Raw genomic sequence first — 13,009 nt, forward strand, 5'->3', positions numbered from 1 at the left:
GGTGGAGGGTATTGAAGCCGCAATTGAGGCAATTGTAGACACACCTACGGATATTAAGGTGATGGGCGGTGCAACACACTGATGAGAAGAGTGTTTGTATATGGGACACTTCGTGTGGGTATGTATAATTATGAGTACTATTATAAAGCTCATGATACATTCCGGCGCTATGCTTATGTGAAAGGCTCGCTCCATGCTATCAGGGGTAAAGCGTATCCTGCTCTGACGATAGGAGATGAGATGGTTCTGGGTGAGATTCATGAGGTGCCGGATGATGTCCAGAATGAAGTAGATTTGATGGAAGGCTTCTTCGGTGAGGGCAGAATAGAAAATGAATACGACAAAGTGTTTTGTACCATATATGATGACCTGGGCGAAGAAATCGATCATTTGCCAGTATATTTCTATAATCTGAGAAATTCGGAGAACCGGAAATTGGTTGGGGACGTGATTTCATGTAACGACTATGTGAAATATCTTGGGATAATAAAAACGGATGAAAGATGAGTAATCTGTCTGTGGTAGTATCAATTAATTTCTGTTTGCAATTCACCGTCACTGATTTTAGACGTTCCGATATGAATGTATGTCTTATATTGGAAGAAGTTCAGATGACGCCAGGTTATGTCGAGGGTGTCATTAGCACCCTATAAACTTTTTAAAATCACCTCTTGACATCTGTCCGAAATCTTCAGTGGATGAAAAAGCCAGAGATATGTTTTGTGCCGATATTTTCTGTGGGGAATATATCGGGCAGACAGGCTGTGAAAGCCTTATACTAAGCATAAGGCAGGCAGGAGAATGCAGTGGATGCAACGCATCAGATGTAAGACAAAAAGCTGTTCTGCTAGTATTTTACTGCAGGCTTAAATCTTAAAATACAGTGAAAGGAGTAGAGATTATGAAGTATGTAGTTGAAGAAAAAGGGGCTTTTCAGGTATTGGGAATAAGAATGACAACTCCGTATGGAGGAGGTACCTGGGCAGTGGTTAAGAGTGATGGAACCAATGAAAAAATGAAAGCTATCAGTGGTAGTTTTTTTGATTTGGGATTGTGCTTCGGATTTCAGGAGGATGGCAGTAATGATTATATGTGTGCCGTTCTCTGGGACGGGCCGGAGGTAGAAGGATTTGTGACATATGAATATCCTCCGGCAACGTGGCTGATCTTTCAGGCCAAGGGAAAAATCTCAGACAATGTTCTGGGAAATCTCTGGCAGCAGATCAATCAGGAATTCCTTCCCCAGAGCCAGTATGACAAATGTGGGCTGCCCACCATCGAAAAGTATGTTTTGTGGAATGAAGCAGAAGATTTGGGGGAAGTAGAAGTCTGGATACCCGTGAAATATTAGAAAGGAGAATGAAGCTGTCGGGAATTAGATAGCCTTAAAAAATGGAGCATTATCACCTAAGCAGGAGATAATGCTCCATTTGATTGGACTGCAGAGGAAATTAGTGGGAGGGAAGGACGGCAGAAGCAAATGAATTTGAGATCCAGACAAGAAAGTACGGGGGAATTCCTTGTCAGACATTATGATTTGCTTTACAATAGTAAAATAGACAAAAAACACAGATAGAAACAGAGTGGAAGATATATCGGAGGAACGGTGATGCAGGTGACGATAAAAGATATTGCTCGCGAGTGTGGTGTCTCGGTGGCAACGGTGTCTATGGCACTCTCTTCAAAGAAAACGAGGGTGTCGGAGAAGACAAAAGCAAAAGTAATAGAAGTTGCAAGAAAGTATAATTATCAGCCGAATAATGCAGCAGTAAGCCTTGTAAATAAAAAGAGTAAGCTGATAGGGATTGTCTTTAATGATTTGCGGAATACCCATATTTCATCGCTTTTCATGGAGATTAACAATGTGGTTGAAAAAAGAGGCTACTCTCTTGTCTGCCATATTATAGAAGATGATGGAGCCGTGGAGTGTGATCTACTTCGGAACGTGGGTGCGGGAAATATCAGTGCCTTGATCTGGGCGAAATCGCTTGAGAAATATACGAATGAAGAAAAAAAGAAATTGAATGATGCCATTTTGCAGTTAGATGTACCGGTAATGACTATGGATAATTATGGATTTGCATGTGAGGGGACAGATGTAGTGTTTGATTACCGTCAGGGCGGATATATTGCAACCAAGCATCTCATAGATTACGGACACAGAAGGATTGGCTGTGTGGCGGGGAAAAAGAATTATCAGGTGACACAGGAGCGTTTGGAAGGATATAAAATGGCTCTTCAGGAAGCTGGGATTTCTTATGATGAAAAACTGGTTGTCTATGGGGATTATACCATGAATAGCGGATACATGTTATTTTCCTATATTATGGGAAAAAAGGTGACGGCTATTTTCTCTATGAATGACGAGATGGCATTTGGTATTTATCGTGCGGCGAGAATGTACGGGGTCAGCATCCCAGAGGAAGTCTCTGTGGTCGGTTTCGATAATGTTCCGTTCGCGGATGTGATGCAGGTGCCACTGACAACAATAGGTATTCCGGTGGAAGAAATAGGGAAGTATATAGGAGAACGCACTATGGAGCTGATCGAGTGCACAGAAAAAAAGGGAAGGAACGTGAGGGAGTATAAACCACAACTTTTACTTCGGGGCAGTACAAGGAAAATTTAAAATGGTTTTATAAAAGAGCCGGTGCATGAACCGGCTCTTTTAGTATGTAAAATAATACCATTTATGCCTGTTTATTATTAACAGTGTTGAAACGTTTAAATACAAGTGTTGAAACGTTTTGACGAGTAATATTATACAAAATAAACAAAAATAAGCCTTATTTATTGAAGAAATACAATGAATATGATATAATATCAACATAAAACAAAGAGTTAAAAAAACTAATTGTTAAAACGTTTAGACAAAAAAGGAGGGAACATTTTGGTGAGGCGTACAATTGTGGAACTAAAAAACATACGCAAAGAGTTTCCGGGTGTAGTTGCATTGGATCAGGTCAATATGAAGATACGTTCTTCCACAGTTCATGCACTGGTCGGTGAAAACGGAGCCGGCAAGTCAACACTGATGAAGATATTGTCGGGAACATATACCGGTTATGGCGGAACAGTTTTTTGTGAAGGAAAAGAGATTCATATGAAGTCAGAGAAGGATGCCTATGCACATGGAATTTCTATTGTCGCACAGGAATTGAACTATGTACCTGAGCTGACGATATCAGAGAACTTGTTTTTAGGGAGAGAACAGAAAAAAGGAAAATTATTTTTGAACAAAAAGGAGAGAAAGAAGCAAACAAAGGAATTATTAAAAATAATGAATCTGGATTATGAGCCCGATGAAAAAATGGGAAATCTGAATGTGGCTCAGTGTCAGATGATTGAAATTCTGAAAGCAATTTCGAGAAACAGTAAAGTCATTATTATGGATGAACCGACATCATCTCTGACAAGTGCGGAGACTGGCATTCTTTTTAAGACAGTATGCAAACTGAAAGAGACTGGGATTGCATTCGTTTTTATCTCTCACAGGCTGGAAGAAGTGTTCGCACTCTGCGATGAATATACGGTTTTGCGCGACGGAAAGTGGATTGCATCGGGGGAAATAAAAAACACTACGGAAGAGCAGCTTATATCTATGATGGTCGGGAGGGATATCGAAGATATCTATCCGCCAATTTCAGAACATCAGGATCGAGTTGTGCTTGAAGTGAAGAATTTGACGAATGAAGGGGTGTTTCGAGACATTTCGTTCCGGGTTCATGAAGGAGAGATTTTCGGCCTTGCAGGTATGGTAGGCGCAGGGAGAAGTGAGATTGTTCAGACAATATTCGGATTGGATCATCTGGAAAAGGGAGAGATCCTGATGGAGGGAAAAGAGGTGAAGATACGCTCTGTCAAAAATGCAATACGGCATGGGATTGCAATGGTGACGGAGGACAGAAGGACTTACGGATTTGTGGGTGTGAGACCGATAGAAGACAATATCAAACTTCCGAATGGGGATTTATTTGCGAGACTAGGTTTCTGGAATGTGAAGCAGGTAAAGAAAAAGGGAAATGCTATTTGTTCCGAACTTTCAGTGAAAGCACCGGGTATGAGTACACTGGCAGAGAATCTAAGCGGCGGAAACCAGCAGAAGGTAGTATTGGCAAAATGGCTTGTGCGGGATATTAAGCTTCTTATTTTAGATGAGCCGACAAGAGGAATTGATGTAGGTGCAAAGGAAGAAATCTATTCCCTCATTACAGAGTTTGCGAGGCAGGGCATGGCAATTATTCTCATCTCTTCTGATATGCCGGAGGTGCTTTCCATGAGCCATAGAGTAGGAGTGGTCGGTGACGGGAAATTGTTGAAAATTTTAGAGCGTGAGGATCTGGTTCAGGATAAAATTATGAAAATAATTGTGGAGGCGAAAGATGAAAAATAAAACGAGATTATCATCGGGAGAGATATACAGAAAATACGGAATCGTACTTATCATGATTTTTTTATTTATTGCATCGGCAGTCATTAATCATAACTTTTTAAAACCCCAGAATTTGATTAACATATTAAAACAGATTTCTGTGGTTACCATTATTGCCTGTGGCGAGACGATGTTGATCGTATCAGGAATGATTGACTTGTCAGCGGGATTTTTGTGTACAACATCAGCGTGTATTTCGGCGGGAATCCTTGCAGGAACGGGAAATCTGCCGCTGGCGATACTGGCGGGTATCGCAATCGGATGTCTTTGCGGCTGGGTGAACGGATTTTTAATTACCCACTATAAGCTACAGCCATTTATTGCGACTCTGGCAATGACCTATGTACTTCAGGGAATTGTTCAGATTTATACAAACGGGCAGACAATCGGCGGCGTGCAGAAAGCTAGACCTCTGGGATATGGTGCAGTTCTTGGAATACCGGTTCCGGTTATCATTACGCTTGTTATGGTAGTAGCCATAGCGATATTGATGAAAAAGACAACATTCGGAACTTATATTTATGCTATCGGAGGATGTGAGAAGGCGGCAATTGCCTCGGGCATTAATACGAAGCGCATAAAGCGGCTGATATTTACACTGAGCGGTGCGCTGACAGGACTGGCAGGTGTAGTGCTGATGTCGCGTTTGATGGCGGGAATGCCTTCTGTGGGAGAAGGGTATGAGTTTGATGCCATTACTGCGGTGATTGTGGGCGGGACTAGCTTTTTAGGAGGAATCGGAACGGTAACAGGAGCCTTAATCGGTTCGATCATCGTAGGATTGATCAACAACATACTGAATCTGCTGCATGTATCTACCCAGTACCAGTTGATTGTGAAGGGTTTGTTAATTGCGGTGGCAGTGATCATTGATATTAAGACAAAAGAAAATAAAAAAAGTAAATAAATAAAAATTAAGGAGGAAAAAACAATGAAGAAAAAATTAGCAGTGATGGTGGCGGGAATTATGGCATGTATGACGGTAATGACAGGATGCGGAACGGACAAGGCAGGTGATACGGGCGATACAGGAAAGAAAAGTGAAGAGTACTTAGTGGGATTTGCAAACAACAGTGATACGTACAATTATTGTGCAAAATTCAGAACGTATTTAAAAGAGATGGCAGAGGCGAAAGGAATTGATATTACAGTCACAGATGCAGGGGGAGATACAAATGTACAGAACGGACAGATTGATGATTTTATTGTACAGAACGTAAATGTAGTGTCAGCTATCAGCAACGATCTGGACGGATCTATACCGGCGCTTGAGGCGGCGAAAAGCGCAGGACTTCCTTACATTTCATTTTTGACTACGGTATCGGGCGGGGATGATTATGACGGATATATTTATGTTGGTTCTCCGAACTATGATGCGGGAAAAGCACAGGGTGAATATCTTCGGGAGGCATTTCCGGAAGGAGCATCTATCTTATACTTCACAGGAGCACCGAACGACCAGCAGTATATTGACCGTAAACAGGGTCTGGCAGATGCGTTGAAAGACAGTAATATTACAATTTTAGGTGAATATAACGTGGAAAATGCAAAAGATCTCGGGATGAGTACGGCGGATGACTGTCTGTTGTCATATGACAGTTTTGACGCAATCGTATGCCAGAATGACGATGCGGCACTGGGAGTTGTTGAGGCATTGAAATCGGCGGGAAAACTGGACAGCATTCAGGTGCTCGGTGTGGACGGAAGTGATGACGCACTGGAATCTATTAAAAACGGAGAAATGACGATGACTTCTCTGCAGGATGCAAAAGCACAGGCAGAAGCAGGCGTTCAGATTTTCGAGGACCTGAAAAATGGGAAAGACCCGGCAGATATCGAGGATGTCAGCATTCCGTTTAAAATCGTCACAGCAGAAAATGTGGACGAGTATCTGAAATGATCCGATAAAGCAGTCCATTCAGAAAGACAGCACAAGAAAGAAGGTAAAAGGAGATGGCGAATTACAAAGACAGCAGCCTTCCGGTGGAGGAAAGGCTTAAGGACCTGATGCAGAGAATGACATTTGAGGAGAAAATCGATCAGATTACATGTCTTGTGACAATCACGGAGGAGATTCCTGATTTTAAGGAATATGTACCAAACGGTATTGGGAATGTTGGCGCATTCACTGTGGCAGACAGTGTAGAAGAAATTGTGAAGTACGCGGACAAATTACAGAGATATCTGGTAAATGAGACAAGGCTCGGAATTCCGGCACTGATTCATTGTGAAGCGTGTGCAGGGGCACAGTATACGGAGGCCGATGTATTTCCTAGTGCAATCGCTCAGGCGTCTACGTTTGACCCGGCGATTGTGGAGCAGATGGCGGACATCATACGCCGCCAGATGTTGTATGTGGGATTTCGGCAGGCACTCTCTCCTGTGATGGACGTGGACAGGGATCCGAGGTGGGGAAGAATGACAGAGACATACGGAGAAGATGCAGCTCTTGTATCGGCGATGTCGAGCGCCTTTGTCAGAGGGATTCAGTCAGAGGATATGAAAAAAGGTATTTTGGCAACAGCGAAACATTTTGCGGGACATGGAGTCACAGAGGGTGGAATCAATATGGGACGCAATCTTGTTTCGGAGAGAGATCTTCTGGAAATTCACTGCAAACCTTTCCAGTGTGCAATAACGGAAGCCAATTTGAAGAGTGTTATGAATTCATATTGTTCCATCAATGGGGAACCGGTTGTGGGATCGAAAAAGATGCTCACAGAAATACTGAGAAATGCGCTTGGTTTCCGTGGATTTGTTGTCTCCGACTATCTCTCCCTGGACCGTCTGGTAGACCCATTTTCAGTAGCCGCCACATTTGAAGAGGCCGGAATTCAGGCAATTGAGGCCGGGCTGGATGTAGAGTACCCGAGACCGAAAGGGTTCCATTACCGCATGAAAGAAGCGGTAAATGACGGCCGGCTGAGCATATCTGTGATCGATCAGGCGGTGGAGAGAGTTCTGAGACTGAAATTTGAAATGGGTATTTTTGAAAACCCTTATCCGGACTTAAGAAAACTAAAAAAGACATTACATTTAGAAGAAACAGAGCGGCTGAATGAGAAGATAGCGGAGGAGAGTTTTATTTTATTGAAAAATGAGAACAATGTTCTTCCACTGTCAAAACAGATAAATAAACTTGCGGTAGTTGGTCCTCATGCGGACAACATCCGAAGTTTGTTCGGGACATTTTCTTATCCTGCAGTAATCGATATGACGATGTCGAGAGAGGAAGACGGGCAGGACTTTGAGGAACCGGGAGTCATTATCTATGATATTGATCAGGAATATATAGGACAGGTTCGTGATACCTCACCCAGGGTAAATAAGCAGATACAGAAAGATTTTCCGAAAGCAAAAACACTTTATCAGAAATTAAAAGAATATCTTCCTAACACAGAGGTGGTGTTTGCAAAGGGGATAAACTGTGCGGGAACTGAACTTGGCGGAATGGAAGAGGCAGTGCGTGCTGCGGCCGATGCCGATGTAGTCTTGCTGACGCTCGGAGGTAAAAACGGCTGGGGAAGCACTTCTACGGTTGGGGAGGGCGTGGATGCTACAGACATTGATCTGCCGGGGGCACAGGAAGAATTTGCAAGAAAAATTTACGGATTACATAAGAAAACAGTCGTACTTCATTATGACGGACGTCCCCTGTCAAACGAGTTTACCGCGTCACATTTCAATGCTATCGTGGAAGTATGGCAGCCGGGAGAAATGGGAAGCAGCGCTCTGTGCAGATTGCTCTTCGGTGAGGTGAATCCGTCCGGGCGTCTTCCCGTCACTGTGGCAAGAAATGCAGGACAGCTTCCGATTTACTATGGCCTTCCGAGAGGAAGCGGCTATGTTGCAGCTGGGCATACCGGAATGATTCGGAATAAAAACGGATATATCAATGATACGGCAGAGCCTCTCTATTATTTCGGACATGGGTTGAGCTATACTTCTTTTGAGTATTCTGATATGAAGATCGAGGAAAAGGTCGTTAGTGCGTCGTCTGTCATCAAGGTGGAAGCACTGATTAAAAATACAGGTGACTTTGACGGAACAGAAGTTGTCCAGATGTATTTTACAGATGCCGTATCGCAGATGGTGCGTCCGACAATGGAACTGGCCGGATTCGCGAGAGTGGAATTGAAAAAGGGAGAAGAAAAGAAAGTGCGGTTTGAGATGAAGGTGTCTCAGTTTGCCTTCCTGGACCGTGACATGCAATGGTTCGTGGAAAAGGGGAATTATATCATTTCGCTTGGAGCGTCCTGCAGGGATATCCGTCTTCAGGAGCAGCTGCAAGTATCTGACAGTGCAGTAATCGACGGTAGAACGAGAGGATTTTATGCAAAGGCGGAAGTAGTACAGAACATTAGCAGGAGGAGTAAGCCATGAAATTTACAGAGGGATTCTGGGAAAAGAGCGAGGCCGCTCACGCATGTTACGCGGTACAGGCGTACGAAGTGGAAGAAATAGAAAACGGCATGAGGGTGACTGCTCCGTTCCGGACCATCTGCAATCGCGCGTGCGCATTGGACGTCGGAACGCTGACGTTTGAGTTTACCTCAGCAGATGAGGATATTATTTCGGTAAGATGTTTTCATTTTGAAGGATACGAAAAGAGAGAACCCCGGTTTATGCTGAATAGGGAAAAATGTATCGTAAATGTAGACATCAGCGAGGATGAGGCGGTGATGTCAGCAGGGAATGTGAGTGTACATGTGGGGCTCAAAGAGTTCTATATCAGCTATAAAAGAAGCGGGAAAGATATGACATCATGTGGGTTTAAAAATGTGGGATACATGAGACATGACAGAAAAAATTCAACCAAGTATCCGGAGACGAATTATCTTGCTGAGGACTACAATCCTTACATTGTCTCAGAGTTTTCGCTGGCAGCAGGAGAATGTGTCTATGGTCTTGGTGAAAGGTTTACCGCATTTGTAAAAAACGGTCAGACTGTAGACTGCTGGAACGAGGATGGGGGAACCTCTTCGCAGATTAGTTACAAAAATATTCCGTTTTATATAACGAATAAAAATTACGGAATCTATGTGGATCACAGCACAGACGTGTCCTTTGAGGTTGCGAGCGAAAAGGTAGAAGCAGTCGGCGTCTCCGTAAAAGGAGAGGAGATGCGTTATTATGTGATTGGCGGAAGCTCTATGAAAAAAGTACTTGAGCACTATACGAGTCTGACGGGCAAACCGGCACTTCCTCCGGCATGGTCGTTCGGACTCTGGCTGAGTTCTTCCTTCACGACGGATTATGATGAGAAAACGGTTAACTCATTTATCGAGGGGATGAAAGCGCGGGATCTTCCGTTTGACGTATTCCATTTCGACTGCTTTTGGATGAGGGGCCTGCACTGGTGCGATTTTAAATGGAATGAGAAAACATTTCCGGATGTAAGGGGAATGCTAAAGCGGTATAAAGACAAAGGGTTGAAAATATGCGTATGGATTAATCCCTATGTAGCACAGGGAACGGTATTCTTCAGGGAAGGGTTGAAAAAAGGGTATTTTCTAATGCGCGCAGATGGTTTGGGCGTAAAGCAGGTGGATAACTGGCAGCCTGGAATGGCAGTCATTGATTTTACGAACCCTGAGGCTGTGATCTGGTATCAGGAAAAACTGAAAGAACTGCTGGATATGGGAGTCGATTGTTTTAAATCAGATTTCGGTGAAAGAATTCCTGTTGATGTGACTTATGCAAACGGAGCGGATGCATGGGGAATGCATAATTATTATACATTATTGTATAATCAGACGGTATTTGAATTGCTAAAGAGAGAAAAAGGAGAAAAGGAGGCAGTTTTATTCGCCAGAAGTGCGACGGTGGGCGGTCAAAGATTCCCCGTACACTGGGGAGGCGACTGTACAGGCACATATGAATCTATGGCAGAATCATTGAGAGGCGGCCTTTCCTTTATGCTCTCCGGCTTCAGTTACTGGAGCCATGATATCGGTGGATTTGAACGGGCAGCCGATGCCGATGTATACAAAAGATGGCTGCAATTCGGGCTTCTTTCCACTCACAGCAGACTACATGGCTCCAAGAGCTACAGGGTGCCATGGTTGTTCGACGAAGAATCTGTGGAAGTGTGCAGAGAGTTTACGAAACTCAAATTGAAGCTGATGCCATACATCTACAGTATGGCGGTGGAGTCACACAAAACGGGAATTCCTGTGATGCGGCCAATGATCCTGGAATTTGAAAATGACCCTGCAGTGAAATATCTCGATATGCAGTATATGCTTGGAGACCGTCTTCTGGTAGCTCCGATTTTTAATAAAGAGGGGATCGGGGAATATTATCTGCCGAAAGGTGTGTGGACGCACCTTCTGAACGGAGAACGGAAAGAAGGAGGACGCTGGTACCGGGAAATATACGATTATCATTCTCTGCCTTTATTTGTGGCCGAGAATTCGCTTCTCCCGATGGGGAGCAATGAAAAAACAGCCGGGTATTCTTTCGCTGAAAATGTGCAGATCGGTATCTATGAATTGCGGGAGGGACAGAAAGCAGAATGCCGGATCCCCGACAAAGAAGGTAATATTGTGCTGAATGTGAGGGGATATGCGGATAAAGATAAGATATATCTGTCTAGTTGTGGGAGAAATGAAAGGATAACATATGTACTTAACAATGTTCCTGAAATCCGGAGCATAAGCGGAGGAACGGTGCAGTACGATAAGGAGAGGAGAAGCGCTGTTGTTGCAGCGGAAGGGGAGCAGGTGATTCTGGGGAAATAAAAAACAGGAATACAAATGTTATTTTCTTGTTTTCATTTGTTGATCTGCCCATTAAAATCTGTATGCAAAAGAAGTCTGAGCCTCCGTGTATCTCTGTCATTTTTATGACTGCTAAATATGTAAATTGGATAAAATAATGGTGGAACATATAAGCGGAGATCCAATTACGGTCAACGGAGGTAATGGCTATGAGAAAGAGAGAATTATCCAAAATGGATATAGAACGTTTTCGTGAAAACTTGATTCAAGAAGAAAAGAGCTCAGCAACAGTGGAAAAGTATTTCCGTGATGCACATGCTTTTTATCTTTTCTTGGAGGGTCAGTCTATCACAAAAGAAAAGGTATTGGAATATAAGCAGGGGCTTGTTGAAAAGGGGTATGCTGTACGCAGCATTAATTCCATGCTGGCATCTATCAATAACCTACTTGGTTTTTTGAAATGCACCGAGTGCCGCGTGAAAACTTTGAAAACACAGCGCCGGATTTATTCTGCGGAGGACCGGGAGCTGACCAAGGCGGAATATTATAGGTTGGTAGAGGCCGCACGGAACAACCCCCGGCTCTGCTTGCTGCTACAAACGATTTGTAGTAGCGGCATCCGGGTATCCGAACTTCAGTATTTTACCGTGGAAGCAGTACAGCAGGGGGAGGTTGTGATTTCCTGCAAAGGAAAGACACGAACCATTCTTGTCCCGGGAAGCTTAAGAAAGAAGCTGTTTGACTTTACAAATAAATACGGCATACAAAGCGGCGTAATTTTCCGTACCAAAAGCGGAAAGCCCATGAATCGAAGTAATATATGGGCTGAAATGAAAAAGCTATGTCAGATGGCGAACGTAAAAGCCAGTAAAGTTTTCCCTCATAATTTACGCAAGCTTTTTGCAAGGACTTTTTATGGAATTGAAAAGGATATTGCTAAGCTAGCGGACATCCTTGGTCACAGTAATATCGAAACTACCCGAATCTATATCATGACCACAGGAATGGAACACCGACGTAAAATTGAGCGGCTGGGGCTTGTAGTTTAGCGGAAAAGTCAAAAAAAACACCACATAATTTACATTATGTAGTGAACTTGCTGTCCGTATTAGAAATACATATATGATATAACTCGCATTATATCACCTAAACCTATAAAAATCAAGCGATTTTCGCTGACAAAATGTTCCCAATAACATAATAAATAGCAGTAGTTCTTATAAAGGCAGCACAAGTACGCTCTCCATGCTAATTTAGAAAAAATAGCCGAGAGCGTGCTTTCGTGCGCCTTTTTTTAGTATGATGCCTGTTCGCCGTTTTTCTTTTGCAAAGATTTCAGCTGTAGTTCACTACATAATGTAAATTATGTACCTCGCCTGTATGGAATGCAGGCAGGAAACCAAACTGTATATGAAGATTTCAAATGCAAGCCCATCGAAAGATGGAATCCGCAAAGCTAAGGGCCTTAATGTAAATCATATGGCAGCCGGTGAAAGAGAGTACATTTTCCCTGCCAGACCTGACGGGGCTTTGTTTTGTTCAATTATAATGAGGTGAGATGAGTGCAACAGGACATCATAAAATTTTGTTGTGAGGCAACTGGACAGGATGGGGAAACCGTGTCCTCTGTTGCAAATGCCCTTCTCAGCTATCTCTGCAATGAGTTTGAGAAAGGCCATAGCGTCGATTTTGGCCAGGATTTCGGCGTCTTTTTAGTTAAGAGGCGAGAACAGATTTTGCCGCCGGGGTCTCCGCGGACGCCAAAGGCGCCGAAGTATGTGGTCATCTTTAAGGCGGGATCCAATCTAAAGAGAAGACTGAAAAAAGGTGTTCAGGATGGGACGCTTTTATAGAT

Annotated in this window: 10 protein-coding genes; all 10 read left to right on the forward strand. The window is 43.4% G+C overall.

What is annotated here, in order from left to right; genetic code table 11:
• Window positions 1-81: 81 nt before the first annotated feature.
• The 10 genes from MUB35_RS26380 (at window position 82) to MUB35_RS31090 (ending at window position 13,007) form a co-directional block, all read left to right on the forward strand.
• Window positions 82-507: a gamma-glutamylcyclotransferase family protein gene (locus MUB35_RS26380; RefSeq protein ID WP_054351687.1), complete on the forward strand. Its 426-nt coding sequence runs from the start codon at window positions 82-84 to the stop codon at window positions 505-507.
• A 394-nt stretch (window positions 508-901) separates the two neighbouring features.
• Complete coding sequence (locus tag MUB35_RS26385) at window positions 902-1,351, forward strand: GyrI-like domain-containing protein (RefSeq protein ID WP_052099111.1); 450 nt, start codon at window positions 902-904, stop codon at window positions 1,349-1,351.
• A gap of 258 nt (window positions 1,352-1,609) precedes the next feature.
• The gene (locus tag MUB35_RS26390) at window positions 1,610-2,629 is read left to right on the forward strand and encodes a LacI family DNA-binding transcriptional regulator (RefSeq protein ID WP_033140119.1); all 1,020 of its coding nucleotides are present in this window, start codon (window positions 1,610-1,612) and stop codon (window positions 2,627-2,629) included.
• Between the two features lie 264 nt (window positions 2,630-2,893).
• Window positions 2,894-4,393, forward strand: coding sequence for a sugar ABC transporter ATP-binding protein (locus MUB35_RS26395; RefSeq protein ID WP_052099161.1), 1,500 nt, complete (start codon window positions 2,894-2,896; stop codon window positions 4,391-4,393).
• A complete protein-coding gene (locus tag MUB35_RS26400) occupies window positions 4,383-5,339 on the forward strand; it encodes an ABC transporter permease (RefSeq protein WP_118594085.1) in 957 nt (318 codons plus the stop codon). Before MUB35_RS26395 ends, MUB35_RS26400 begins: the two co-directional genes overlap by 11 nt.
• Window positions 5,340-5,363: 24 nt before the next feature.
• Window positions 5,364-6,332: a sugar ABC transporter substrate-binding protein gene (locus MUB35_RS26405; protein WP_103731672.1), complete on the forward strand. Its 969-nt coding sequence runs from the start codon at window positions 5,364-5,366 to the stop codon at window positions 6,330-6,332.
• Window positions 6,333-6,385: 53 nt separating this feature from the next.
• Window positions 6,386-8,815, forward strand: a complete 2,430-nt coding sequence (locus tag MUB35_RS26410; RefSeq protein ID WP_103731671.1) for a beta-glucosidase family protein — start codon at window positions 6,386-6,388, stop codon at window positions 8,813-8,815.
• Window positions 8,812-11,175 (forward strand): alpha-xylosidase, encoded by a 2,364-nt coding sequence (gene yicI / locus MUB35_RS26415; RefSeq protein ID WP_118618110.1) that lies wholly within the window; start codon window positions 8,812-8,814, stop codon window positions 11,173-11,175. The genes MUB35_RS26410 and yicI overlap by 4 nt, the downstream gene beginning before the upstream one ends.
• Before the next feature lie 188 nt (window positions 11,176-11,363).
• Complete coding sequence (locus MUB35_RS26420; protein ID WP_033140115.1) at window positions 11,364-12,203, forward strand: tyrosine-type recombinase/integrase; 840 nt, start codon at window positions 11,364-11,366, stop codon at window positions 12,201-12,203.
• A 513-nt stretch (window positions 12,204-12,716) separates the two neighbouring features.
• Window positions 12,717-13,007: an HU family DNA-binding protein gene (locus MUB35_RS31090; protein ID WP_033140114.1), complete on the forward strand. Its 291-nt coding sequence runs from the start codon at window positions 12,717-12,719 to the stop codon at window positions 13,005-13,007.
• The last annotated feature ends 2 nt before the right edge of the window (window positions 13,008-13,009 follow it).

Origin of the sequence: Blautia sp. NSJ-175, assembly GCF_022867815.1 — a bacterium.
Lineage (GTDB): Bacteria > Bacillota > Clostridia > Lachnospirales > Lachnospiraceae > Blautia > Blautia celeris.